A 26,083-nucleotide genomic window follows, 5' to 3' on the forward strand; every position below is an offset into this window, starting at 1 on the left:
AGGCTTCCGGCCGCACACGCCACTCTCATGATACTCTCAGATGCGGATATTCTCCGGCGACTGGAACAGGGTGACCTCGTCGTCGAACCGCTCGACGACCCGGACATCCAGATCCAGCCGGCCAGCGTGGACCTCCGACTCGGCCGGGAGTTCCTGGAGTTCCAGCACGCCAACATCCCCTGTATTCACCCGAATTCCGAAGACGAAGTCGCCGACTACGTCGAGGAAACCGTCATCGAGGAGGGTGGGGAGTTCATCCTCCACCCCGGCGACTTCGTGCTGGGGACGACCCACGAGCGCGTCGCCATCCCCGACGACCTCATCGCCCACGTCGAGGGCCGCTCGTCGCTGGGACGGCTTGCGATTGTGGTCCACGCAACGGCCGGCCTGTGTGACCCCGGCTACGAGGGCCAGATCACGCTTGAACTATCGAACCTCGGCACCGCGCCGGTCGCACTGACGCCCGGCATGCGAATTTCGCAGCTAACGTTCACAGAACTCAAGACGCCTGCTGACCGGCCGTATGGGGCCGAGCGCGGCTCGAAGTACCAAGGTCAGTCCGGGCCGCAAGCGAGCAAGATACAGGGAGACAGAGAATTCGGAGGCGACCAGTAGATGCGGTTCATCGAGGAGATCGTCGTCGACGACTTCCTGCCGACGTTTCGCTCGCTGCTGGCCGACGCCCTCAGGGAGCGCGGGCTGACGCAGTCCGAAGTCGCGGACCTGCTCGGCATCAGCCAGAGCGCGGTCTCGAAGTACGTCCACGGCGACGTGGCGCGCCACGACGACCTGCTGGCCCATCGCGGACTAGAGGAGCTGGTCGAGCGGCTGGCTGACGGGCTGGCAGACGGCGATATGAGTCCCGTCCAGGCGCTGGTCGAAACGGAGGTGTTCATCCGCGAACTCGAACATGGCGGCGTGCTCGCGCAGTTACACGAGGACGCGGTCCCGGAACTCGGCGACTACGACGACGAGTTCGCCGTCCACGACCCGGACTCACAGCTCCGGTCGGCCGAGCGGACGCTCGCCTCGGTGCGGCGCGGACTCAGCGTGCTCGAAAACACCAGCGGGTTCGCGACGCTCATTCCGGCGGTCGGGTCGAACCTCGTCCAGTGTCTCCCCGACGCCGACAGCATCGAGGACGTGGCCGCCGTTCCGGGGCGAATTCTCGACGTGAAAGGACGGGCAACGATTCCGGCAGACCCGGAGTTCGGCGTCAGCGAGCACGTCGCGACGCTGCTGCTTGCGGCGCGGGCCGCTGGGAGCGACGCCCGCGCCGTGTTGAACGTCCGGTACGACGACGGTGTCGTGAGGGCGTTGCAAGATGCGGGTCGGACCGTCGTCGAGTTCGACGCGGAAGAGAGCGTCGAGCCGGCTGTCGCGGCCGCAATGGCTGACGACCCAGCGGCCGACGTGCTGTATCACACCGGCGCGATGGGAATCGAGCCGGTCGTGTACCTGCTCGGGGACGACGCTGTGTCGGTCGCCGAAACGGCCCGCGAGATCCTGTGACAGACGCGCAATCCTTCTACGGCCGGTGGGCGCGGGTGTACGACTGGGTAGCGAATGCCCCCGGTGTGTCGTCCTGGCGAGAACAGGCGGCGGACTCGCTGGCGCTCGCGCCCGGCGACAGCGTCGTCGAGATGGGCTGTGGCACGGGTGCAAACGTGGCCCACCTCCGGGAGCGAGTTGGCTCGCCGGGTCGGGTCGTCGGCATCGACGTAACCAGAGCGATGCTCGACCGCGCACGCGACCGCTCCGTGCGGACAGGCAAAACCGTCCACTACGTACAGGCCGACGCCGCCCGACCGCCTGTTCGAGAGGCGGACGCCGTGCTGGCGACGTTCGTCGCCGGCATCTTTGAGGACCCCGCAGCGGCCGTCGATGCATGGTGTGACAGTGTCGTCCCCGGTGGCCGCGTCGCGCTGCTGAACTTCCAGCGGAGCCCCAGCGCCCTCGCCGCGCCGCTGAATCTTGCCTTCGAAGCGTTTGTCAGGCTGTCCGCGCCGGGAACGCGGCTCTCGACGCAGTCACACGCCAGCGCGTTCGAGCGGCGAGTACGGGCAGCCCGCGAGCGCCTGACAGCGCGGACGGTGGACCGACGATACGAGACCTTCGCCGGGGGGTACCTCGGTCTGCTGAGCGGGACCGTCCAGTAACGGAACTACTGGGGCGAACCGTTATGGCCGATACCGTTCGGCGTGTGCCGGACAGAACTCGGGCCCCCGTAGCTGAGCCGCGACGACGCCAGGCTGGCGGTGGGGGTTGTGGAGCCGGCATGTTTCCTCGTCGCAGAACGCGTCTCCGGTGTCGAGGTAGTGGTAGGCCTGCAGCACGTACCCCTTGATAGCCTCGGTCGTCCGCGGGTCGCGTTCAACGAGAAACTCGCCTTCGACTTCGTTTTCGAGCACTTCTCGAGGCGGTGCCCCGCCGCCGAGCAGGGCGTGTTTCTGCTGTTCCTTGTAGTACTGTTCGGGCTTTGCGGGGGCCTCGTAGAGACCCGGCACCGAGACGACTGCGGGCTGGCCGAGGACGTTCACGCGCTTGTGCCAGCGACCGTCGTGGTCGCCCCACGTCCCGACGACGCGGTCCAGCAGCGGCACGTGGAGGTGGTCCAGCGACCGGTCGGACTCGGGGAGTCGCTCGTGGAGCGCCCGCTGGACCGCTAGCCCGTCGTAGATGACACCGCCGGCCCGTTCGGGCGACTCCAGTGCTCGCTCTTCGTAGCGAACGATACCTAGCATCGTGTTTCCGGTCTCCCGGTCGTACGGCGAGAGTACCCGCGCCTTGGCGAACGACTCCGCCAGCTCCGAATCGCCGTGCAGCGAGAGAAACCGGTCTTGCACCGAGACGGTAGCCTCGACCCGCGCGTCAAGCCAATCGGCGATAGCGTCCGCGTCGACGACCGCCGTCGGGGCGCGGTACAGCGTGACGGACTCCATTGTATTTGCCAGTGGTATTGGCGGGTAATACCAGTTATGTCTCGGCGGTTCACAGCCGATGAGGGTATCGAGTCGATGAACTGGCTTGGTCTGCTCAGATATCGCCGGTGATGATGTCAGCGACTCGCTGCCGGTCGAACAGTTCGTCTTCGGTGAATATGTCCGGGTAGATACGCTGGGCGGCCAGTTCAGTCTGGAACAGGTTGATAATCGGTCCCTGATCGAGGTAGCCACCGCGGTGTATCGCGTTTTCCTGAACCGCTGTGATCTCACTCGCGACCGAGTCGTTTCGCAGCGTTTCGACGACGGATTCCTGGAACTCCTCGTCTGTTTTCTGTTCCTGCCCCCGCACGATGAGGGCGTCAGGGTCGACTTCAAGCAGCGTTTCGAGGTCCATTGTCGACCCGTCACCCGAGTAGTTAGCTACGTCTGAGCCCGCGAAGGCGTCCCGCAGACCGAGGTCACGGAACTGCTTCTTACTGACGCCGCCCTCGTAAAGTCGATACGGGTAGAACGCAGTGACGGATTCGTCAGCGGGGTACACAAGGAGCGACCGCGGACGCTCCGACTCCGATGGGAGCCGCTCGGTGATGTTGCCGATGAACTCCTCATGGAGGCTGTCGAACGCCGCAAACCGGTCGGTCGCTTGGAACACCTGTGCGATCTTCTCGAAGGCCTCGTACAGCGTGTAATACCGGTAGTTTTGGTGCCAGTCGTCACTACGCCGACGGATGAAATTCCCGAAAAAGGGGGCAACGTTTTCGGCGATTTCCTCGACATCTGCCTCGTCCCACCCGTACCAGTGAATGAGTTGGTTCGGCTCCATGAGATGGAGGTCCGCGTCTAGCGCGTAGAACCGCTCCTTGTCGACGCTGTCACTTTGATACAGCGTCGTGACCGCGTCAGGGTCGTAGGTGATACCGGGGAGTTCCTCGTAGAAGTGCGTCGCGTATCGGTAGGGGAGTTGCGTCCCGAGTGTCTGGCCCGCGCCAAGCGCAAATCCCATATCGGCGTAACTTCCCAGGAGCGCAACCCAGGTCTCTGGCGGCCCATCGAACTGGACCTCCCCCATGGGTTCCATAGAAACGGTGTACGTGTCACCCGTCACCGTTCCAGGAGTTGACTCTGTGCTCGGTTCAGCGGCCGCTCCGGACTCCGTCGCTTGAGTGTCAGTCGTCGTATCCTCCGAGCTGGCAGAACAGCCAGCCAGTACACCAGCGAGAACTGCTGCCCCTCCGCCTTCGAGATACGTCCGTCGTGTCAGTCGTTGCTCATCTGTCATAGACTAGTTTTTAGGCCAGTCTAAAAGTATATAAACGTTATTATTTAGGTATACCTAAAGTGCGCGCCATCAGGAAGGATAGAGGTCGTGAACTGACGCAGGAACAGGCTCGGAAGTCCTCGGCCAGCACTGCCTGTAGAAATTCTAGTGGGCGTGCTATGTCCCAGATTTATGCGGGAGCGCCGGCGGGTCCGCAGTGAGTGCGTCGATGCAATCGGTGACGGACCATGTAGTCTCTCCATCGGTACACGGGTACACTCCAACCAGGTCGTCGTCCGCGTAGACGGCGACAGCTATCATCGGGAGTCGGAGCACCTCCGTACTGCCGCCGACCAGTAGCGACGAGGTCCGCGTCTCGAAGGGTGGTCGGAGACTCAGTCCCCGTTCAGTCGCCCATTGTTCGTATCTGTCGACGGTCGCAAGCACCTCGCCGTGCTCGTTCCGCTGGGACACGGGAATTTCCTCGGGCCACGTCTGGATATCGAAGTCGTCGATAACTCCCGTTGCGGCGAGTTCTGTGAACCGGTCGATGGCTGTCGTTCGGGGGCCACAGACCGGCCGCCGGCTCCAGAGCTGGACCGCGAGCTCACGGGCGACTGGCTCTTCGGAGCCATGTTCGGTGGTCCGCTGCATCTCTTCAGACATTGATTGGCAATCACTAACATAACCATCGCACACTTGCATAATTGTTTGTATTAGTGCGATATTATGGATAGAATGAGTAGTAAAGTCGGGAGAAACTAGGCGTTTAAAAACTAGAGGGCCGCGAGAGGATTTCAGTCGTCAGCAGGGGAGGCCGCGTCGCGACTCGTGACATCGACCGGTTCGGCGTCGACTTCGAGCTCATCGAGCGCGACCTGCGCGGCGCGCTTGCCGGAGACGAGCATGGCACCGAACGTCGGGCCCATGCGCGGGAGGCCGTAGGTCGTCGCCGTCGCCATGCCGGTGACGACGAGGCCGTCGTGGGCGAGACCGGTGTGTTCGACAACGGCGTCCTCGCTCTCGCCGACCCACATCGAGTCGTGGCCGGGCGAGTCGTGGCCGGGCGCGCCGTAGGTGTCGTCGTCGGTCTGGTCCATGCCGCTGGCTTCGTCTTCGAGCCCCGGCGCGTTGAGGACGCCGCGCTCGTCGAGTTTCTTGACGGCCATCGCGTCGTGGCCAGTCGCGTCGATGACGAGGTCCGCCTCGACGGCGATGGGGTCGACACAGGTGATTTCGCGCGGGAGCGCATGGACCGGCGTCCAATTCATCACGATGCCGCCAACGCGGTGGTCTTCGCGGATGACGATGTCGGTGAACTCCGTCATGTTCTGCATCTTCGCGCCGGCGTCGCAGGCGGCCTTGATCAGCCCGGAGCAGGCTTCGGGCCCGTTGGCGACGTAGAGCCCCTCGCTGTCCTTGGACTGCTTGTGGTCGACCGCGAGTTCGTCGAGCACCTGCTGAGCCGGGTCACGCACTGTGACCTTGTTCATCAGGAAGCCGCCGAGCCAGAAGCCGCCGCCGAGGTAGTTGTTCTTCTCGACGACCATCACCTGGACGCCGCGCTCGGCGAGTTCCTTCGCGGCCATCAGCCCCGACGGGCCGCCGCCGACGATGATGACATCGGAGTCCGAGAAGTCCATGAACTCCTCGGTCCACTCCTGCCCGATGGCGCGTGTGACTTCCGCCTCGCCGACGTCGCTGAACTGTTCGAATGAGTCGGAATCGCTCATACCACCTAGTGATATTTTGCGGTGGTACATAGTCGTTCTGATGCAGAGACCGGTCGCTGCGCACACAGTATCGGGGGAGAGGAACCCTCAGCCCCAAGCAGTCAGTCCATTGGCGGTCAGTATGTCCGAGCCGCCGTCAGGCTGGCAGACAGCCCACCGTGAGTGGTCAGCGTCTTCGGGGAACAAGTGCTCAGGGACCAGTGGCATCGGCACGGGCGGGTAGCCGCCGCGCCGCATCGCTGTCGGACCGGGGAACCGCTCGATTACGTCGCCGCCAGCTGTCACCTCGAACTGCCCGTTATCCGCCCGGCGGTAGGCGTGCTGGAAGGCGTGGCGACCGGCATCGGCGAGCGAGTCGACGTGTTCGAGAACGGCGATCACCTCCGTCCCGACGCCAAGTTCGAGTCTGGGTCGACCCTGATCGACTCTGACCTCGCGCCACTGGAGGTCACCGGCCGGTGCCCGCGCGCAGGCGTAGCTCCCGTCAGAGAGCGGGACGCGGTCGGGACCGTTGTAGAACTGCCGGCCGTCAGGGTCGTCGGCGGCGAGACAGGCGGGCTCGCCGAGGATGGTGGCGACCATCTGGGTCAGTGTCGTTCCCATCGCCTCCGTCGACGGGACCACGAACAGGCAGTCTCGGCCCTCCCGGACCGCATCGGCGAACCGGGGAATGAGTCCATCGGGGCCGACGTTAGCTTCGGTTAGTGGTTCGATAGCAACCGGCCGCGGGTCGGTCGCGTCCACGAGGCCGACCGCGTCGTCGTTCGGAGTCGCGAGCGCGGGCGGTCCGCCGCTGTCGTCACGCACCGCCACATCGTAGCCGGCCCCCTCGCACAGCGAGACGCCGTGGTCTCGGACCGATGGGTAGATGAGCATTCGCCATTTGTACGGGCGCTTCCCGCTTGAACCCTCGCCACAGATAGCGGGGCGTTGCGTGGGCTGTCGGACCCTGCTCAGGTAGTCGCGGTAGCAGCCAGCGTCGAGAGCGTATCGGCGGTCCGAAGGTCATCGATAGTGCAGTACCACGCGCCTCGGAGGCCGTGCTGGTCGTTCTCGACAGGACTATCAAGCGGGACGAGGTCGCCCAGTTCGAACACCAGGACGGTGTCTGTCTCCGAGAACGGGTCGATGAGGGTGGCCCAGTCGTCCTCGTCCATCGGTCCCGGGCCGCCGCGAGTCTGCTCCGTTCTGGCGGTCACCGGGGCGTAGTGCGTGACCGCTGAGACCGGCGCAGTCCGGTAAAACGCCATGTAATCGAACGATTCTGTCGTTCGGTCATACGACTTTGGCGACGGATAGAAGCCCTGTCGACAGCGTTCGAACGTCTCTGTCTGCGCGGCGACAGCACAGACCCGGGCCTCACCGGGTGCGTCGTCGGCCGGCGTGTCGTCGGTAAAGCGGTCGAGGTCCATACCCGGCCCTTAGCCCGGACACGGAAGTACACCCCGCCAGCGGCAGCAGGACACTGATATGGACGCAGACCCGTACCATTGCTATGGCACAGCTACTCGTCTGTCAGCAGTGTGATACCGGCTTCGAGTACGACACGGCAGCGTTCAGCGCGACGTGTCCGGACTGCGGGCATCGATACCACCCCCGAACTGGGTGTTGTTAGGGCAACGTACCGGTCGCAACCACCGTAGCTACAGGTACGCTACTAGCGCGTCGGCCAGTTTCTTTTCGGCGCGCCGCAGGTGGTCCTCTGCGGTTCTGCGCTGAACTCCAACACGGTCCGCAATAGCCGCCGTTGTCGTCTCGCGGGGGAGTTCGTAGTACCCGTGTTCGTACGCCGTCAGGAACACCTCGCGCTGGCGTGGCGAGAGGGACGGGACCACGTCGCCAACAGTTACCAGCGGCGCGTCAGGCGTCACTGACCCGATCTCGCGTTTTGACTCGACAGTGACCTCGAAAGCCGACGCCAACGACCGATACACTGCCGACAGCGCCTCGGAACTGAGTCCCAGCGCTCGGACAAATTTGTGCCCCTCCGCGTACCGAAGTGGCGGCACAAGCAGACACCCCTCGTCGGCCAGATAGCGTTCGACGGTGTCCGCTATGCGGGCCTTCAGACACGCCTCTGTGATCAAAACCTGCCCGTCATCTGTTTCGAGGTGCTCGGCGACGCCGACAGTCTCACGGACCTGTTCGACGACCGGCCCAACATCCCCACCGCGGACATGGAGGAGGTCGCTGTGGTCGGTACACCACAGTTCGATGCGCGTGCCGGTCCCGTCGGTCGCCACCTCGTAGGCCCCGTCACCGGCCACCCGGAACACCACCTCGTACATAGCAACCAATACACATATACATATAAAAACAGTTCCGAACGGAGAGTCTCGGCTATCACGGGAGGGCGCGAACAGGAGGGTATGGCACAGCAGTCTGCCCCAGACACCGACCACAACGTCGGGACTCCCTCGGAACAGTGGCGCGAGTACCAGGGTGCGTCCACCGGTACCGACATCGAGTGTGAAGGGTGGCGACAGGAGGCCGCGCTGCGGATGCTGAACAACAATCTCGACCCCGAAGTCGCCGAGAAGCCGGAAGAGCTGGTCGTGTACGGCGGAACCGGGCGTGCAGCCCGGTCGTGGGACGCATACGACGCACTCGTCGACGAACTCCGCGAACTCGGCGACACTGAAACTCTCCTCGTCCAGAGCGGCAAACCGGTCGGGCGGTTCGAGACCCACGAGAAGGCTCCGCGCGTCCTCATCGCGAACTCGAACCTCGTCGGCAAGTGGGACACCTGGGAGCACTTCCACGAACTCGAAGCGACGGGACAGATCATGTACGGCCAGATGACCGCCGGTTCGTGGGCCTACATCGGCACGCAGGGCATCATCCAGGGGACCTACGAGACGCTGGCCGCACTCGCCCGGCAACACTATCCGGAGAACGACGGCCTGCGCGGGAAGATTGTCGCCACCGGCGGCCTCGGCGGCATGGGCGGCGCGCAACCCCTCGCGGTGACGATGAACCACGGCGTCTGCATCGCGGCCGAAGTCGACGCGGACCGTATCGACCGGCGCATCGAAACGGGGTACTGTCAGGAGCGGACCGACGACCTGGCCGAGGCCATCGAGCGAGCGCAGATGGCAGCTGAAAACGGCGAGCCCTACAGCGTCGGTGTCCACATGAACGCCGCGGATATGCTCGCGGAGATGCGTGAGATGGAGTTCGTCCCCGATGTAGTGACTGACCAGACGAGCGCACACGACGAACTCGAGGGGTACTACCCTGCTGGCTACACTGTCGAGGAAGCCGACCGACTCCGCGAGCGCGACCCCGAAACGTACGTCGCGGAGAGTCTCGATACGATGGAGCGCCACGTCGAGGGCATACTGGAACTGCAGGACAGGGGTGCTATCGCCTTCGAGTACGGCAACAACATCCGTGGGCAGGTCGAGGACCACCGCGACCTCGACAGCGCGTTCGACTTCCCGGGGTTCGTTCCGGCGTATATCCGCCCGCTGTTCTGTGAAGGCAAGGGGCCGTTCCGCTGGGCCGCGCTTTCGGGCGACCCTGCAGATATCCAGCGGACTGACGAGGCCGTCAAGGAACTGTTCCCCGGGAAGGACGACCTGCACCGCTGGATCGACCTGGCACAGGAGCGGGTGTCGTTCCAAGGGCTCCCCTCGCGAGTCTGCTGGCTGGGCTATGCGACCGAAGACGGGCTGACCGAACGCGCCCGCCTCGCGCTCCGTATCAACGAACTCGTCGCTGACGGGGCGATTTCGGCACCCGTCGTCGTCACGCGGGACCACTTAGACGCCGGGAGCGTCGCCTCGCCACACCGCGAAACTGAGGCGATGAAAGACGGGACCGACGCTGTCGCCGACTGGCCAATTCTGAACGCCCTGCTGAACTGTGCCGCTGGCGCGGACATCGTCAGCGTCCACGACGGCGGCGGCGTCGGTATCGGGAACTCGCTGCACACGAACAACCACGTCGTCCTCGATGGCTCCGATCTCGCCGCCGAGAAGGCCCGCCGCGTGTTCACGACTGATCCCGGGATGGGCGTCATTCGCCACGCCGACGCCGGCTACGAAGTCGCACAGGACGCCGCCGACGAGAACGACGTTGCGGTCCCGATGCGCGACCGCAACCGTGACCGATGACTGACCTGACAGCCCCGTCGCCGTGGACCAGCCCGTCAGGCGACCCAGACGACGAGCAGTTCGGTGACATCGTCGAGATGGCCACGCTCGCGACCGCTGACGAGTACGACGCTGTGCTGGTGGGCGAGCCGTACGACGGCGCAGTCATCGGGCGGCCGGGCGCGCGTGCCGGCCCGGCGGCTCTCCGGCGCGAACTCCGCGGCACGAAGACACAGCACATCGAACGCGGACCGGTCCGCTCAGTCGCCGACCTCGGTACCATCGAGGTTCCGGCTGGCGGCGTCGAACGGGTCCAGCGCGCCGTCCGTTCGGTAACGGCCGAGATACACGCAACGGGCGCAGTGCCGGTGTTTCTCGGCGGCGATAACTCACTGACGTTCCCGAATGCCGCGCCGCTGTTGGCTCACGAAACGCTCGGCGCAGTCAGCTTCGATGCCCATCTTGATTGCCGCGCCGTTCGGGACGAACCGACCAGTGGGACCCCGTACCGGCAACTCCACGATGCGGGCCTCGACACGCTGGCCGTTGTCGGCGCACGACACTTCGAAACTTCGACAGCGTACCACGACTACCTGACCGAGCAGGGTGGGACAGTGCTGCCGCCTGAGTCGGTGGCCGGTGACCCCGCTGGCGCGGTGGACGACGCGCTCGCCGCGCTGGGCGACGTAGACGCCGTCTACGTGAGTCTGGACCTCGACGTGCTCGACGCCGCGGCTGCACCGGGCGTGAGCGCGCCGACACCGGGCGGCCTCTCGACACGGGAACTGTTCCGGATGCTGGGCCGCATCGCATCCGACGACCGTATCGCCGGGTTCGAGGTGGTCGAGTGCGCACCGCCGCTTGACGCCGGGGACCGGACCGCTCGCGCCGGGGCCCGTGCGGTCGCACACTTCCTCAGCGGTCTGGGAGGTGGCCGATGACGGCCCTCGATGCCGTGGTCTACGGCGCGGCCGAACTCGTCACAGGCCCAGCGGCAGACGGTCACAGTCTGGAGATTTACGAGGACGGCGCAGTCGCCATCGTGGACGGCACTGTCGCCGCCGTCGGCCCGACTACGGAGGTAACCGCCGAATACCCGCCGGAGAGCGCCAGTGTCGCCGTTGATGCGAGCGGTCAGGCCGTCGTTCCGGGCTTCGTCGATCCCCACACCCACGCGCTGTTCGCTGGCGACCGCTCGGACGAGTTCGCCGCCAGACTGCGCGGGAAGTCCTATCAGGATATCCTCGCCGACGGCGGCGGCATCCTCCGAACGGTCCGAGCGGTCAGGGACGCAGATGCGGAAACGCTGCTGTCGAACCTGCTGGCCCACCTCGACACCATGCTCGCTCACGGGACGACGACGGTCGAGGTGAAGTCCGGCTACGGGCTCGACACGGAGACGGAGCTACGGATGCTCCGAGTTATCGACAGCGCCGACGACGTCCATCCTGTCGACGTGGTCCCGACGTTCATGGGCGCACACGCTGTTCCCGAGGGGTGGGACGCCGACGACTACACCGCGGCTGTCGTCGACGAACAGCTCCCGGCCGTCAAATCACAAGGCATTGCCGAGTTCTGTGACGTGTTCTGCGAGGAGGGCGCCTTCTCGGTCGCGCAGTCCCGGCGCATCCTCGAAGCAGGCGCAGCCGCCGGGCTGACGCCGAAGGTTCACGCCGAGGAACTGGGCCACATCGGCGGAACCCAGTTGGCAGCTGACGTGGGGGCGGCCAGTGCCGACCACCTCTTACATGCCACAAACGACGACATCGACGCGCTTGTCGAGTCAGGCGTGACACCGGTCCTCCTGCCCGGGACGGCGTTCGGTCTCGGGGCCGAATACGCCGACGCCGAGGCATTCCTCGACGCGGGCGCGTCGGTCGCCGTCGCGACGGATTTCAATCCGAACTGCCACAGTCACAGCATGGGCTTTGCGCTGTCGCTTGCCTGCGTCGAGATGGGACTGACGCCGGCAGAAGCACTGATCGCGGGGACGAAACACGCCGCGCTCGCACTGGACAGGACCGATGGTCTGGGGACGCTCCGCCCGGGTTCGCCCGGTGACGCCGTCGTCCTTGCCGCGCCGAGTCACGTCCACATTCCATACCAGTACGGGACAAACGTCGTCGACACTGTCCTGAAAGACGGCTCGGTCGTCAGCACCTCAACAGATGAGTCATCCCACCGGGACGTGCAACCATGAACGCCGACGTTGTTCTCGACGGCGAGTCGCTCACGCCCGCTGAGGTGGTCGCCGCCGCTCGGAACGATGCGACCGTCACGGTTGCCGAGGCCGCCCGCAAGCGAATTCGCGAGTCCCGCGAGCGTGTCGAGAGCGTGCTTGACAGCGGCGAAGCGGTGTACGGCGTCACCACCGGCTTCGGCGACCTTGTCGACGAGCGCATCCCACACGAGGACCTCGATGCCCTCCAGCGGAACCTCCTTCGGAGCCACGCCGCCGCCGTCGGCCGGGAATTGACGACTGCGGAAGTCCGGGCGATGATGGTCACGCGGGCGAACACGCTGGCGAAGGGGTATTCAGGCATCCGCGAGTCGGTCGTCGATTTGCTGGTGGCGATGCTCGACGCAGGTGTTCACCCGGTTGTCCCATCGCGGGGCAGCCTCGGCGCGAGCGGCGACCTCGCGCCACTCGCCCATATGTCGCTGGTCCTCATCGGTGAGGGGGAAGCCGAGGTCGATGGCGACCGACTTCCCGGCGACGAGGCACTCGACGCGGCCGGCCTCGAACCGGTGACGCTCCGGGCCAAGGAAGGATTGGCGCTCATCAACGGGACGCAACTGACCGTCGGCGTTGCCGCCCTCCTCCTCGCCGACGCCGAACGACTGGTCGCCGCCGCCGACATCGCTGGCGCGCTCACGACGGAGGTGACCCTCTCCTCGACGGTGCCATCCCACGAAGCTATCACCGCCGTCCGACCCCACACCGGGCAGGCCGCGAGTGCGCGAAACATCCGGCGGCTGACGGCCGACTCCGACGTGGTCGAATCCCACCGGAACTGTGACCGCGTGCAGGACGCCTATGCGATGCGCTGTCTGCCGCAGGTCCACGGCGCGGTCCGTGACGCCGTCGCCCACCTCCGGGAGGCTGTCGAGGTCGAGCTCAACAGCGCGACTGATAATCCGCTGGTGTTCCCTCGCGGCACAGACGCAGAACGGGACGACGGGAGTGAGCGACGCCCGCGGCAACCGACTCACACAATCACCGGCGACCGAGCCTCGGGAACCGATAGTGCGGCCGTGCTCTCCGGTGGAAACTTCCACGGCGCGGTGCTCGCCATGCGCCTCGACTATCTGACGAACGCGCTCACCGAACTCGCGGCCATCTCGGAGCGCCGGACCGACAGGATGCTCAATCCGAGCCTGCAGGAGCCACACCTCCCGCCGTTTCTCACAGAGCGAAGCGGCGTCCGCTCTGGCTATATGATCGCACAGTACACCGCTGCGGCGCTGGTAAACGAATGTCGGTCCTTCGGCCGGCCCTCGATGGACAACACCCCAGTCAGTGGCAATCAGGAGGACCACGTCAGCATGAGCGCGCAGTCGGCGTATCTGGCCCGAAACGCAGCCCGAAACGCCGCCGCGATTCTCGGCGTCGAACTGTGCTGTGGAGCGCAGGCCGCCGACTTCGTCGACGACGACCTCGAACTGGGTGTCGGGTCCGCAGAAGCCTACGATGCCGTCCGCTCGGTGGTGCCGGCGCTTACCGAGGACCGCCCGATACACGCGGACATCGAAGCCGCGAGCGCACTCGTCGAGTCACCGGCGTTTCTGGAACGGGTCGCCGGAGCGCTCGACGCTGAACTAGAGTGATTTGGCGGAGAGAGCGCAGTGTGGCGGACTACGGCCCGAGTCCGAGGTCAGCAGTCCCCTCCGCTCCCTGATAGCGGTCCCGGTCGTCCCAGTCGGCGATGCTCGAATGCGTCTCCCAGACGGCAGTCTCCAGATGCGCCTGCGTTATGTCCGAGCCGTCACGCAAGGCGTGCCGCGCGGCGTCCTCGGCGAGGAGTTCGAGGTCACTGGCAGCGTAGCCGGCCGTCGGCTCGACGATGGCGTCCCAGTCGATGTCACCGGCGACGGGCCGCTCCTGCAGGTGGATCTCCAGAATCTGCCTGCGAGCCTCGGCGTCCGGCGGCGGGACCTCGACACGCTCGTCGAACCGACCGGACCGCCGGAGCGCCGCGTCGATGTCCTCGACGAAGTTCGTCGCGGCGACCACAACGATGTCGTCAGCCGCTGCGCCTTCGAGTTCGGTGAGGAGTTGGTTGACCAACTGCTGTTCGCTCGTGTTCATCGAGCCCCGCCGCGACCCCGCGATGCCGTCGATTTCGTCGATAAACAGCACGCAGGGGGCGTTCGCGCGGGCCACCTCGAACACCTCGGCGACGTTGCGGGCCGGCTCGCCCATCCACTTGCTCGTCACGTCTGCGGGGCTGATTTCGACGAAGCTATGCCCGAGTTCACCCGCGAGCGCGCCGGCGAGGTGGGTCTTCCCACAGCCGGGCGGGCCGTACAACAGCAGGCCCGATAGTACGTCGATGCCGTACTCGGCGTATGCGTCGGCGTTCTGAAGCGGATCGAGGACCGTGTCTTCGAGCCGGGCTTTCAGGTCGCCCATCCCGCCCACATCGGCGAAGTCGCGTCCGGGGTCGGTCTCGACCAGTGAACTGGCCTGCAGGTCGACGCCGTCGGGCTGGACGACGCCGTTCTCGGCAACCATCTCGGGGTCAACCCAGTCCGCGATGCTCGTGTCAGTCTCCGTGGCGGCCTGCATCAGGTGGTCCGTCTCGATTGGAGCGTCCGCTCGCAGTGCCTTTCGGGCGGCGTCCTCGGCGATGAGTTCGATGTCGCTGGCCGCGAAGCCGGCCGTCTCCTCGACGACGGAGTCCAAGTCGATGTCAGCCGCGGTCGGCCGACCGGCGAGGTGAATCTCCAGAATCTGCTTGCGGGCTTCGGGGTCCGGCGGCGGCACCTCCACCCGCTCGTCGAACCGGCCCGAGCGGCGGATGGCGTCGTCTACGTCCTCGACGAGGTTCGTCGCGCCCAGCACGACCACGTCCTCGTCGGCGATGCCTTCGAGTTCGGTGAGCAGTTGGTTGACCAGTTGCTGTTCGCTACTGTTCATGTTGCTGTCGCCGTCGCGCGCGCCGGCGATGCCGTCGATCTCGTCGATAAAGAGGATACAGGGGGCGTTCGCGCGGGCGATCTGGAACAGCTCCTCGACTTTCTGTGCGGGTTCGCCCATGTACTTGCTGGTCACGTCGGCCGGCGTGACCTCGATGAAAGCGTGGTCGACCTCGCCCGCGAGCGCGCCGGCGACGTGGGTCTTCCCGCAGCCGGGCGGGCCGTGCAGGAGGACGCCGTTGACGACGCCGATACCGTACTCCTCGAAGGCGCTGGGGTCCTGTAGCGGCCGGACGACCTTGTGGTTGAGCGTTTCCAGCAGGTCGCTCATCCCGCCCACGTCGGCGAAGCTCCGGGAGGGGTCCGGGTCGACCAACTGGTCGGCTTGCATGTCGACACCGTCCGGCTGGACCACCGACCCGTCGTCCGACGGGCGCTCGCGGTTAATCGAGGGCGCGCCGTCGGAGGTGTCGGGGCCGGTATCGGCCGGGTCGGTGTCGTCGGACTCGTCGATCCGCTCCCGGATGTTCCGTTCGAGCCGGTCGGGGTTGACCTCGTAGCCATACTCGGCTAGCCGGCGGGGTTCGGCGCTGAGGAACTCGGCGAGCCAGCCGTGACGTTTTAGCTCCTCGGTCGGGGCGTCTGGGTCACGGAACGTGACGAGCTTGACGTCCGAGCTGTCGGGCGAGTGGTACTCGGCGAGCCAGAAGGGGAGATACAGGCGCTCGACGGCGGTCACACCGTCGAACCCGTCGGGGTCGAAGTCCCCGGGGAGCCCGTAGGACTCCCTGAGCTTCCTGAGGAAGACGTTCGCCGCGCCGGAAGCGGCGTCCTGTTGCTGTTCGCGGTACTCTGCGACGCGCTGGGGCAGCAGCGACCGGGCGTCGTCGTCGGTGACCTGAAACTGCAACAGGACGGACCGGCCAAGCGCCGGGTCGCTGCGGCCGAAGTCATAGTCGCCCGTCGCTCGGCGGACCACCGCGTCGGTGTCATCGACGTACTGGGACACCGCCCGGTCGTTGTCCGCCCAGAGGCCGTCGAGAAACGCCGTCTCGGATTTCCTCGTCGTGCCGAACAGCTTCCCCTCGCCGGTCTCGTACTCGTAGTCGACTTTGAACACCGGATAGAACACGCGGTGGAGGCGTTCGAGTTCCTCGACATCGCCGAAAGCGGTCATCGTCCGCTGGTCGAGGGTCTCCCTGACGGTTTCCTCGTCGGGAACTCGACGGTCGGCGTAGATGTACGGCGGCAGACTCATTCGAGGTCCCCCTCCCGAATCGTCCGCTCGGCGGCGGTCAGGGCGCTGTCGGCGTCGAACGCGTCGATGGCGTCCCGCTGGGCGTCGGGGTCACCGCGGAGGTCCCGGGCGTGCTCGGTGACGTTCGGTATCGCACGGATGATGTTGTCGATAATCGGTACTGACGCTACCTCGGCCGAGCGGCTCTGTGGATTGAGGTCGATGACCAGTTCTGTCTTGCCCATCTCGCCCAGCGCCTCGGCGCGGTCACCGTCTTCCAGCGGAACGAGCACCACGTCCGCCGCGCCGATGCCGTCGGCGTCGACCTTCGCGCGCTCGTGGTCGAGGCCAGGGATGCGCCCGTCGGCAGTCAGTCCCTTCACGTCTGTCGCGCCGTGTTCGCGGAGATACTCGGCGATGGCCTCGATGCGTTCCTCGGTCCGGTTGAACAGGTTCACTTCGAGATCCGCGCCGGTCACCTCGGAGAGTTCGACGAGCTCACCGGGCACGAGGGCGGCGGCGTTGCCGTTGACCGAAATCACGGCGTGGTCGGCAGCAAGGAGGTGCGCCGCGGCGGCGCGTTCGGCGGCGTCGGCGCTGTCGATGGTGCGCTCGCCCAGCAGGTAGTCGAAGGCCTCGCCACGGCCTTGGGCGATGAGGCCCTGCCGGGACGTGATACCGCGGTCGACGCCCGCCTCGATCCGGTGACGGGTCAGCAGCGACTCATAGCGGGGGTGGCTCTCAGGGAGATCGACGTCGTCGCTCATACGTTCCAGTGATAGCCCCCTGTACTAAAGTCGTCCGTCGAAATCACGTCCTGCCGTCGGTTGCCCCCGGTTCGCTCCGGAAAAGGTTATCTGCGGGTCAGCACAACTCCGTGCCATGGATACCCGACAGGCGCTGCTTGTCGACGCGTTCGCTGCGGAGCCGACGGCTGGCACACCGACCGGCGTTGTCCCCGATGCCGACGGATTGACTGACGACCAGATGCGCGCCGTCGCCAGCGAACTAGGAGCGCCCGAGACGGCGTTCGTCCTGCCGGCGGACGACGCCGACCGCCGACTCCGCTGTTTCTCGCCGACCGCGGAACTGGAGCAGGCGGAGACAGCAGTGGTCGCCGCACACGCGGCGCTCTTCGAGCGTGGACAGATCGATGAGGGCGAGTGGACGGTCGCCACCGCCGCCGGCGAAGTCGCTGTCGAGACGAAACAGAACGGCATGGTCTGGGTCGAACAGGGGCGAGCCGACATCACAGAAGTCGATATCCCCTACGCCGATGTCGCGGACGCGCTCGGACTCGACGCGGCCACACTCAAAGACGTGGGCGCGGATCTCCCGCTCGTGACGGCCGGCGCTGGCGAGCCGTGGCTCATGGTCCCAGTCAACTACTTCGAGCATCTGAGTACTCTCAGCGTTGACGTGGCCGCCGTCGACTCGCTCTGTGACCGCGCGGACGCGGCCGGTGTGTTCCCGTTCACCTTCGACACGGTTGGTGCCGACGCGACGCGCCGGTCGACGTTCCACGGACGGGCCTTCCGAGCCGGGAGCCGGACAGAGGAACCGGTAACCGCGGCGGCGTCGGGGGCCTGTGCGGCCTTCGTCCGCCGCTACGGAGCGCTCGATGACACTATCGAGCAGATCATCGCCGAGGGCGGGCACTTCCGTGACAGACCCGGGACAGTGTCGGTCGATACCGACGGGACCGAGGTGTGGGTCGGCGGGCGTGCCGTCGCTGCACTGGACGGGACAGTGACCGTCCCTGCTGTCGACGATGACGACATCATCGAGGCGTGACCGCGCAACTGTACCGGCGGCGTGACAGCCTAATTCACTCGAAATCGAGTGAAGAGCGGCCCCGTCACTGACTGTAACCGGAACTTCCTTAATTGTCGTTGAAGATGATACAGGTGAGTCCATGCCAACACTGTGGCTCGATGAAATCGGTGCCGACGACCTGGCGCGGGTCGGCGGCAAGGCGGCGTCTCTCGGAGAACTGACCGGAGCGGGCCTGCCCGTTCCGTCGGCGTTCGTCGTTACCGCCGACACGTATCGGTCGTTCATCGAAGCAACTGGAATCGACGAGCCGCTGTTCGAGGCCGTCGATGTCGACAGCGATGATTCGCAGGCGCTGGCCGAGGCGGCCGAGCGCGCCCAGGAACTGATTCTGGAAACGGACACCCCACCGTCGGTCCGCGAGGACCTGCTGGCCGCCTACGACGAGATGGGCGACGAGGACGTTGCGGTGCGGTCCTCGGCGACCGCGGAGGACCTCCCGGACGCCTCCTTCGCCGGCCAGCAGGATACGTACCTGAACGTCTCGCGTGCGGACCTGCTGCAGCGAGTCAAGGAATGCTGGGCGTCGTTGTTCACTCAGCGGGCCATCTACTACCGCAACGAGAACGATTTCGCGCACGACGCCGTGGACATCGCCGTCGTCGTCCAGCAGATGGTCGACGCGGAGAAATCCGGCGTCATGTTCACCAGCCACCCGTCGACCGGTGGCCCGACGGCCATCATCGAGGCCGCGTGGGGACTGGGGGAAGCGGTTGTTTCCGGTGCGGTTTCACCCGACAACTACACCATCGACCGGGAGACCGGCTCTATCGACGAGGTGACCGTCGCCGACAAGAAGGTGATGTGTGTCCGGGGCGAAGACGGGGAGACCATCGAACGCTCCGTCCCCGAAGAGAAGCGCAACGAGCGCGTTCTCGGTGAAGAAGAGATCCGCAAGCTCATCGAAATCGGCGAACGCGTCGAAGACCACTACGACACCCCACAGGACGTGGAGTGGGCGGTCTACGAGGGCGAAGTGTATCTGTTGCAGTCCCGTCCGATTACCACCATCGACGACCCCGAAGGGAGCGCCGGGTCGGCCAACGAGGCCGAGAGTCAGCCGCCGGGTGCCCAATCCGGTGTCGCCGACGGTGGGGCGATGGAGAGCCAATCGGAGTCGGTCCGGCTTTCCGGCATCGGCTCCGCGCCGGGCCGGGTCACCGGCGTCGTCCGCATCGTCGACAAGCTCGACAACCTCGACAAGGTCGAGGATGGCGACATAATCGTTGCCGAGATGACCACGCCGGACATGGTGCCGGCGATGAAACGCGCAAACGGCATCATCACCGACGAGGGCGGGATGACCAGTCACGCCGCCATCGTCTCCCGCGAACTCGGCGTGCCGGCCGTCGTCGGTGCCGAGGACGCGACACAGAAGCTCAGGGACGGCGAAACGGTCACACTCGACGGCGACAAAGGCACAGTCGAGAAAGGGGCCAAGGTCCCAGAGACAAGCGACGAGGGAGACGACGACGGGCCGGTCGAGGCACACTCGGCCGTCAAGCCGATGACCGGAACAGAGGTCAAGGTCAACGTCTCCATCCCGGAGGCCGCCGAACGTGCTGCTGCAACGGGGGCCGACGGCGTCGGTCTGCTGCGCATCGAGCACATGATCCTCTCGACGGACAAGACCCCCTCGCGCTACGTCGAGGACCACGGCGAGCGCGCCTACGTCGACGAAATCGTCGAAGGCGTCCGCTCGGTGGCCGAGGCGTTCTACCCGCGCCCGGTACGGGTCCGGACCCTCGATGCCCCCTCCGACGAGTTCCGCCAGCTTCAGGGCGGCGAGGACGAGCCCAGCGAGCACAACCCGATGCTTGGCTACCGGGGTATCCGGCGCTCGCTGGACCGTCCCGGCGAGTTCAAGCTCGAGCTCCGGGCGTTCGAGCGCCTGTACGACCTCGGCTACGACAACGTCGAACTGATGCTCCCACTGGTGACTGACGCCGAGGACATCCTGCGGGCGAAGGCGCTGATGCAGGAGGTCGGCATCGACCCCGAGAAGCGCGACTGGGGCGTCATGGTCGAAACGCCGGCGAGCGCGCTGTCCATCGAGGATATCTGTGCGGCCGGCATCGACTTCGTCTCCTTCGGGACGAACGACCTCACGCAGTACACGCTCGCCCTCGACCGCAACAACGGCAACGTCGCCGACCGCTTCGACGAACTCCACCCGGCCGTCCTCGAACTCATGCGCCAGGTCATCGGGACCTGCCGCGAGCACGATGTCGCCACGAGCATCTGCGGCCAGGCCGCCTCGAAGCCACGGATGGTCGACTTCCTCGTCGAGGAGGGAGTCACGTCCATCTCACCGAACATCGACGCCGTGCGTGACGTGCAACACGAGGTCAAGCGCGTCGAACAGCGCCTGCTGCTGGAATCGGTCCGCTGAGGCCGCGGCCGCCTGACGTAGCCAGCAGATTTTTTTGCACCGTTCGCTTCGTTGCAGTATGGCACCCGAATCGACACCGGAAGCCAAGAGTATCAGCTCCGGTGTGTCCTACATCCCCTTCGGCATCCCCGGGCTGGACGGACAGGTCCGTGGGATTCCGACCGGGAGCACGGTCCTGCTGGCGGGGGCGTCGGATGCGGGCGGCGACGCGTTCACCTACACCAGCCTCGCGACGCTGATGCTCGCGAAACACCGCCCCGAGATGGTCCCGAACGGCATCGCCCGGCGCAGCGAGGCGATTCCCGACTCGGTGACCTACATCACGCTCTCGCACGACCGCGAGCACGTCTACAGCGAACTCGACGCCGTGCTCGATGGCTACCAGTTCGACACGCTGACGGACAACATGACCGTCGCCGACTTCTCACAGCGGTTCATGGAGCTGTTGCCGGTCCCCGAGGCGCTGTTCGACGCCCGACGGAGCGACGACGACATCGAATCGCCCGACGCTGAACCGGACCCCTCAGCGGCCGAGCCGTCGGACGAGACCTTCGAGAAACTACTGTCCGACATCAGCGAGCGGATAGCCGAGGCCGCGGGGACGCTCATCGTCGTCGATTCCCTGACCGACCTCGAACGAGCAACGGCGTTCGGCCTGCCCCAGAACCACGAGGTCGCGTTCCTGATGGGGCTCCGTGAGGCAGTTGTCAACTGGGGGACCGTAGCCTTCGTCAAACTCGACCGACCCGCGGGCGACGTACGATCCGACGAGCTCATTCACGGCCTCCTGCACGGCAGCGTCTACTTCTACTCCAACGACAAGGGGTTCGAGACGTACCGGACGATGCGGGTCGGCTCCTTCGGCGGCGCACTCGATTCCGAGCGCCAGACAGTCTTCGAGTCGCTCATCGGTCCCACGGGCTTTCGCGCGAAGGCGACGAAGAAGATCGGCCCCTCGAACTGGTAAGTCGGTCTCATGCGTTCGCCAGCAGCCATTTCCGGCAGCCGGACTGGCCCGACTCGTCCCCCACCGACAAGATAAACGCCGGACAACGACACACGCGAGCACAACGGCTAAACCGCTCCCCCTCTATACTCGCGATAGATGCTCCAGCGGGCAGCGCCACAGGACTTCGAGCGCGTCCTCTCGTCGATGTGTACCGTGCCACACCCGTCGGCACGCGAAGCAGCAGAACGCTTCCTCGCGACGAACCCCGGAGACCCGGGTACGTACGAGACCATCGCCGATCTGGAACGCGAGGCTGTCGACTATCTCGGCGAGATCACCGGGCTCTCGGACCCCGCAGGATACGTCGCCTCGGGCGGGACAGAGGCCAATCTTCAGGCGATACGCATCGCCCGGAACCGCGCCGATACGGACGACCCGAACATCGTTGCGCCCGTCCACGCCCACTTCTCGTTTACCAAGGCCGCTGACGTGCTCGGTGTGGAACTGCGGACTGCGCCGGCGACGGACTACCGTGTCAACATGGCGGCGATGACCGAACTCGTCGACGAGGACACCGTGTGTGTCGTCGGCGTCGCCGGCTCGACCGAGTACGGCTATGTCGACCCAATTCCGGCCATCGCCGACCTCGCCGAAACAGTCGACGCCCTCTGTCACGTCGACGCCGCGTGGGGCGGCTTCTACCTCCCGTTTACCGACCACGAGTGGCACTTCGGCCACGCGGACATCGACACGATGACCATTGACCCGCACAAGGTCGGGCAAGCAGCGGTTCCCGCCGGCGGGCTGCTCGCTCGTGACCGCTCGCTGCTTGACGAACTCGCCGTCGAAACGCCGTATCTGGAGTCCACGGACCAGCTAACCCTGACGGGCACGCGGTCTGGCGCTGGCGTGGCCTCTGCCGTTGCGGCGATGGAGTCGCTGTGGCCGGCGGGGTACAGGGAGCAGTACGAAACATCGATGGCCAACGCTGACTGGCTGGCTGACCAGCTATCGGCGCGGGGCCACGACGTGGTCGGCCCCGAACTCCCACTTGTCGCGGCCGACCTCTCGATGCCGATGACAGACGAACTACGGGACCGCGGCTGGCGAGTCTCGAAGACCGGTGCCGGTGAGATGCGCGTCGTGTGTATGCCGCATGTGACGCGGTCGATGCTGCGGTCATTTGTCGCGGACCTCGATTGGTATTAAATCGAGGGACAATTCTGTCGCCGCGAGCGGAGCGAGCGGCGTTCACCGACTGCGAGGACTGTGTCCGAGCAGTCGGCCTTTTTCACCACCGAAAGACTCGCTTCGCTCGTCTTTCGAGCCTTGCTTCGTGGTTCGAGAGAGCTTCGCTCTCTCGTCATCACGAGGGGCTGCGCCCCTCGAACGACTCCGCTCAGCAAGACCACGTTTTTCGAGGAGTGGTCGCCGAAGGCGACCCGACGATGAAAAAGGTGGTGTCGCAGGTCACGCGGTCGATGCTGCGGTCATTTGTCGCGGACCTCGATTGGTACTGAGCTGCTGTCTGAGGGTGTGACAGACTGGCGAACATACCGGTATTGAGCGCTCCCGAGGGGACATACGAAGGTTTAGAAGTGCCTGTTTGTTACAGAGAGGCGTGGAACTGGTAGTACCGACCGCAGCGTTCATTGCCTTCATCGGTGACTGTACGACCGCCGGCACTCCACTGTCGCCGCTCGAAGAGGCCGTCTGTACGGCCACCGGTCCGACCGGACTAGGTATCATCGCGGTGTACTCGTTCCTGATCGCGTTCATTCTCCCGCTCCCAAGCGAAGTCGTGCTGGTTCCGGCCGAAACACTTCGGCTCGGACTTTCCACGAACGGGAATCTGGTGGCGATTATCATCATCAGCGGCCTCGGGAAGGCGTTCGGTAGTCTCGTCGCCTTCCATATCGGTCAGGAGGCAAAGGAGTACGGTCCGCTCGTTCGCCGAATCAAGCGCTCCCGGTTCAACATCATCGAGTGGTCGGAAAAGAAGACGGTACAGCTAGCACAGAAGTACGGGTACGTCGGTCTGGCGCTTGCGCTCTGTGTGCCCTTCTTCCCCGACACCATCTCTATTTACGCGTTCACCGTCCTCGAACGCGACTACTATCGGTTCGGCGCAGCGACGTTCTTCGGCAGTGCCGGACGGCTCGTCGTGACACTCGGGCTCGCCAGCGGGACGCTCGTGCTCTTGTGACCGGATGGACACCGAGTCCGGCCACCACGCCGAAACCAACCCCCTTTTGACCCGTCGGTGGCACACGAACAGGTATGAGCAACGACGAGTTTCCGACGGACCAGCCGGCGGTCGTGACCTGTGGGTTGCCCTACGCGAACGGTGACTTGCACGTCGGCCACCTCCGGACGTACGTCGACGGGGACGCGCTGTCGCGCTCCCTCCGGCGAATCGGCCAGCAGACGGCGTTTGTTTCGGGGTCGGACATGCACGGTACCCCGGTGGCAGTCAACGCCGCCGAAGAAGGCGTTGAGCCACGGGAGTTCGCGCTTGACTTTCACGAGACCTACGCCGAGACGTTCCCACAGTTCAACATCGAGTTCGACAACTACGGGCACACCGACGACGAGACCAACGTCGAACTCACGCAAGAATTCGTCCGCTCGTGGGTCGAAAACGACCACGTCCACGAGAAGGAGATCGAAGTCGCCTGGGACACCGAGGAGGACCAACCGCTCCCGGACCGCTACGTCGAGGGGACCTGTCCCTACTGCGGCGAGCAGGCCCGCGGCGACGAGTGCGACGAGGGATGCCAGCGCCACCTCGAACCCGGCGAAATCGAGGACCCGGTGTCAACGCTGACGGGGAACCCCGCCGAGTACCGCACCCGCGAGCACAAGTTCCTCCGTCTCGCTGACTTCCAGGAGTACCTCCAGGGCTTCCTCGACCGGCTGGAAGGGACCGACAACGCCCAGAACCAGCCCCGCGAATGGGTCGAGGGCGAACTGCAGGACCTCTGTATCACGCGAGACATGGACTGGGGCGTCGATTATCCGGAGGACGTTGACGGCGGTAGCGTTGCTCCGGAGGAGCAACGAGAGGGAGGCGGTGAAACCGCCGACGACCTCGTCCTGTACGTCTGGGTCGACGCACCTATCGAGTACGTCGCCTCGACGAAGCAGTACTCCGAGCGCGTCGGCGACGACGAGTACGACTGGGAGGCGGTCTGGAAGGTCGACGGCGAGGAGCGCCACGGCACCGAGTGGAACGAGGAGTGGACCGACGGCAGCGGCGAAATCATCCACGTCATCGGCCGGGACATCATCCAGCACCACGCGGTGTTCTGGCCCGCGATGCTCCGCGGCGCGGGCTACAACGAGCCCCGGTCAATTCTGGCGACCGGCTTCGTCGGCATCGACGGCAAGGCGCTCTCGACCTCACGTAATCGCGCTGTCTGGGCCGACGAGTACCTCGACGCTGGCTTCCACCCCGACCTGTTCCGGTACTACATCGCCACCGGCGCACAGATCGACACCGACGTGGACTTCTCCTGGGACCGCTTCCAGGAGCGGGTCAACGGCGAACTCGTCGGCAACGTCGGCAACTTCATCTACCGCTCGCTGTTGTTCGCCGAGCGCAACTACGACGGGACGCCCGACGCCGCCGTCAGCGACGACGTGACGGAGCGAATCGAGTCGGCTATCGAGGACTTCGAAGGCGCTGTCCGGGAGTACGACATCCGCGAACTGGCCGAAATCGCTATCGAACTCTCGAACTACGGCAACGAGTACATCCAGCGCAACGAGCCATGGAACCTCGTCGACGACGACCCCGACCGCGCCGAACAGGTCATCCGTGACTGTGTTCAGTTGACTAAGGCCGTCGCGGTGCTCATGCAGCCCGTTCTCCCGGGCAAGGCCGAGCGCCTCTGGGGCCAGCTGGGCGAACAGGGGTCCGTCGCGGACGTGACCCTCGACAGCGCGCTCGAAGCGCCGCCGGCCGAGTTCGGTGAGCCCGCGGAGCTGTTCGAACAGGTCGAGGACGACCACATCGAGGCGCTGAACGAGGAGCTGCAGGAACGTGTCGAGAGCGAGGCTTCGACAGAAGCCTCGAACGGAGGCGACGAAGCCGCCGGAGACGCGAGCGACGACGGCGACGATGACACGGACGCCGCCGACCTCCAGCCCCTCGTCGAGGACCGCATCAGCTTCGAGGAGTTTGAGGGCGTCGACATGCGCGTTGGCGAGATTCGTAGCGCCGAACCTGTCGAGGGCGCTGACAAGCTCCTGCGTCTGGAGGTCGACATCGGCCACGAGGTCCGCCAGGTCGTCGCCGGCCTCCGGCAACTGCACGACGCCGAAGAGCTGCCCGGTACGCGTGTCATCTTGCTGGCGAACATGGAGAAAGCCGAGCTGTTCGGCATCGAATCCAACGGGATGGTGCTGGCCGCCGGCGACGAGGCGGACCTGCTGACGACCCACGAGGACGCCCCACTGGGAACCCGCATCAAGTAACCGCAGTCGCCAGCGCTTTTG

22 protein-coding genes are annotated in these 26,083 nt (G+C 65.5%); 13 read left to right on the top strand and 9 right to left on the bottom strand.

Going from position 1 to position 26,083, the window contains the following annotated elements; translation table 11 throughout:
* The first annotated feature begins 27 nt into the window (after positions 1-27).
* The 3 genes from dcd to C437_RS11455 are packed head-to-tail and all read left to right on the top strand — an operon-like array spanning position 28 to position 2,159.
* Positions 28-615: a dCTP deaminase gene (gene dcd, locus C437_RS11445; protein ID WP_004517118.1), complete on the top strand. Its 588-nt coding sequence runs from the start codon at positions 28-30 to the stop codon at positions 613-615.
* Complete coding sequence (locus C437_RS11450; protein WP_004517119.1) at positions 616-1,512, top strand: thiamine-phosphate synthase family protein; 897 nt, start codon at positions 616-618, stop codon at positions 1,510-1,512.
* Complete coding sequence (locus tag C437_RS11455; protein WP_004517120.1) at positions 1,509-2,159, top strand: class I SAM-dependent methyltransferase; 651 nt, start codon at positions 1,509-1,511, stop codon at positions 2,157-2,159. Before C437_RS11450 ends, C437_RS11455 begins: the two co-directional genes overlap by 4 nt.
* Positions 2,160-2,180: 21 nt before the next feature.
* On the opposite strand, the gene C437_RS11460 is transcribed toward C437_RS11455, so the two are convergent.
* From C437_RS11460 to C437_RS11490, 7 genes are all read right to left on the bottom strand, one after another.
* A complete protein-coding gene (locus C437_RS11460; protein ID WP_004517121.1) occupies positions 2,181-2,942 on the bottom strand; it encodes a DUF7001 family protein in 762 nt (253 codons plus the stop codon).
* Between the two features lie 94 nt (positions 2,943-3,036).
* The gene (locus C437_RS11465) at positions 3,037-4,224 is read right to left on the bottom strand and encodes an ABC transporter substrate-binding protein (protein ID WP_004517122.1); all 1,188 of its coding nucleotides are present in this window, start codon (positions 4,222-4,224) and stop codon (positions 3,037-3,039) included.
* Between the two features lie 156 nt (positions 4,225-4,380).
* The gene (locus tag C437_RS11470; protein ID WP_004517123.1) at positions 4,381-4,869 is read right to left on the bottom strand and encodes an HTH domain-containing protein; all 489 of its coding nucleotides are present in this window, start codon (positions 4,867-4,869) and stop codon (positions 4,381-4,383) included.
* Between the two features lie 131 nt (positions 4,870-5,000).
* Positions 5,001-5,936, bottom strand: coding sequence for a sulfide-dependent adenosine diphosphate thiazole synthase (locus C437_RS11475; protein ID WP_004517124.1), 936 nt, complete (start codon positions 5,934-5,936; stop codon positions 5,001-5,003).
* Positions 5,937-6,023: 87 nt separating this feature from the next.
* Complete coding sequence (locus C437_RS11480) at positions 6,024-6,812, bottom strand: hypothetical protein (RefSeq protein ID WP_004517125.1); 789 nt, start codon at positions 6,810-6,812, stop codon at positions 6,024-6,026.
* Between the two features lie 77 nt (positions 6,813-6,889).
* Complete coding sequence (locus tag C437_RS11485) at positions 6,890-7,348, bottom strand: hypothetical protein (RefSeq protein ID WP_004517126.1); 459 nt, start codon at positions 7,346-7,348, stop codon at positions 6,890-6,892.
* 231 nt (positions 7,349-7,579) lie between these two features.
* On the bottom strand, positions 7,580-8,224 hold the full coding sequence (locus C437_RS11490; protein WP_004517127.1) for a helix-turn-helix domain-containing protein: 645 nt from the start codon (positions 8,222-8,224) through the stop codon (positions 7,580-7,582).
* 81 nt (positions 8,225-8,305) lie between these two features.
* Here C437_RS11490 and hutU point away from each other — a divergent pair, with 81 nt between their 5' ends.
* The 4 genes from hutU to hutH are packed head-to-tail and all read left to right on the top strand — an operon-like array spanning position 8,306 to position 13,861.
* Complete coding sequence (gene hutU, locus C437_RS11495; RefSeq protein WP_004517128.1) at positions 8,306-10,054, top strand: urocanate hydratase; 1,749 nt, start codon at positions 8,306-8,308, stop codon at positions 10,052-10,054.
* Positions 10,051-10,974, top strand: a complete 924-nt coding sequence (gene hutG / locus C437_RS11500; protein ID WP_004517129.1) for a formimidoylglutamase — start codon at positions 10,051-10,053, stop codon at positions 10,972-10,974. The genes hutU and hutG overlap by 4 nt, the downstream gene beginning before the upstream one ends.
* Positions 10,971-12,233: an imidazolonepropionase gene (hutI, locus tag C437_RS11505; protein ID WP_004517130.1), complete on the top strand. Its 1,263-nt coding sequence runs from the start codon at positions 10,971-10,973 to the stop codon at positions 12,231-12,233. The genes hutG and hutI overlap by 4 nt, the downstream gene beginning before the upstream one ends.
* Complete coding sequence (gene hutH / locus C437_RS11510) at positions 12,230-13,861, top strand: histidine ammonia-lyase (RefSeq protein WP_004517131.1); 1,632 nt, start codon at positions 12,230-12,232, stop codon at positions 13,859-13,861. Before hutI ends, hutH begins: the two co-directional genes overlap by 4 nt.
* A 28-nt stretch (positions 13,862-13,889) precedes the next feature.
* Here hutH and C437_RS11515 read toward each other — a convergent pair whose 3' ends face one another.
* Both C437_RS11515 and C437_RS11520 read right to left on the bottom strand, forming a co-directional pair.
* Positions 13,890-16,430 (bottom strand): AAA family ATPase, encoded by a 2,541-nt coding sequence (locus tag C437_RS11515; RefSeq protein WP_004517132.1) that lies wholly within the window; start codon positions 16,428-16,430, stop codon positions 13,890-13,892.
* The gene (locus tag C437_RS11520) at positions 16,427-17,176 is read right to left on the bottom strand and encodes a 4-phosphopantoate--beta-alanine ligase (protein WP_004517133.1); all 750 of its coding nucleotides are present in this window, start codon (positions 17,174-17,176) and stop codon (positions 16,427-16,429) included. Before C437_RS11520 ends, C437_RS11515 begins: the two co-directional genes overlap by 4 nt.
* 115 nt (positions 17,177-17,291) lie before the next feature.
* Between C437_RS11520 and C437_RS11525 the strand changes: the two genes are divergently transcribed.
* The 6 genes from C437_RS11525 (at position 17,292) to metG (ending at position 26,062) form a co-directional block, all read left to right on the top strand.
* Positions 17,292-18,203: a PhzF family phenazine biosynthesis protein gene (locus C437_RS11525; protein WP_004517134.1), complete on the top strand. Its 912-nt coding sequence runs from the start codon at positions 17,292-17,294 to the stop codon at positions 18,201-18,203.
* Positions 18,204-18,324: 121 nt separating this feature from the next.
* Entirely contained in the window at positions 18,325-20,634 is a 2,310-nt protein-coding gene (gene ppsA, locus C437_RS11530; protein ID WP_004517135.1) for a phosphoenolpyruvate synthase, read from the top strand.
* A 58-nt stretch (positions 20,635-20,692) separates the two neighbouring features.
* Complete coding sequence (locus C437_RS11535; protein ID WP_004517136.1) at positions 20,693-21,601, top strand: RAD55 family ATPase; 909 nt, start codon at positions 20,693-20,695, stop codon at positions 21,599-21,601.
* A 138-nt stretch (positions 21,602-21,739) separates the two neighbouring features.
* Positions 21,740-22,792, top strand: coding sequence for a tyrosine decarboxylase MfnA (gene mfnA / locus C437_RS11540; RefSeq protein WP_004517137.1), 1,053 nt, complete (start codon positions 21,740-21,742; stop codon positions 22,790-22,792).
* Between the two features lie 412 nt (positions 22,793-23,204).
* A complete protein-coding gene (locus tag C437_RS11545) occupies positions 23,205-23,789 on the top strand; it encodes a YqaA family protein (protein WP_004517138.1) in 585 nt (194 codons plus the stop codon).
* Between the two features lie 74 nt (positions 23,790-23,863).
* Complete coding sequence (gene metG, locus C437_RS11550) at positions 23,864-26,062, top strand: methionine--tRNA ligase (protein ID WP_004517139.1); 2,199 nt, start codon at positions 23,864-23,866, stop codon at positions 26,060-26,062.
* The last annotated feature ends 21 nt before the right edge of the window (positions 26,063-26,083 follow it).

The organism is Haloarcula vallismortis ATCC 29715 (genome assembly GCF_000337775.1).
Lineage (GTDB): Archaea > Halobacteriota > Halobacteria > Halobacteriales > Haloarculaceae > Haloarcula > Haloarcula vallismortis.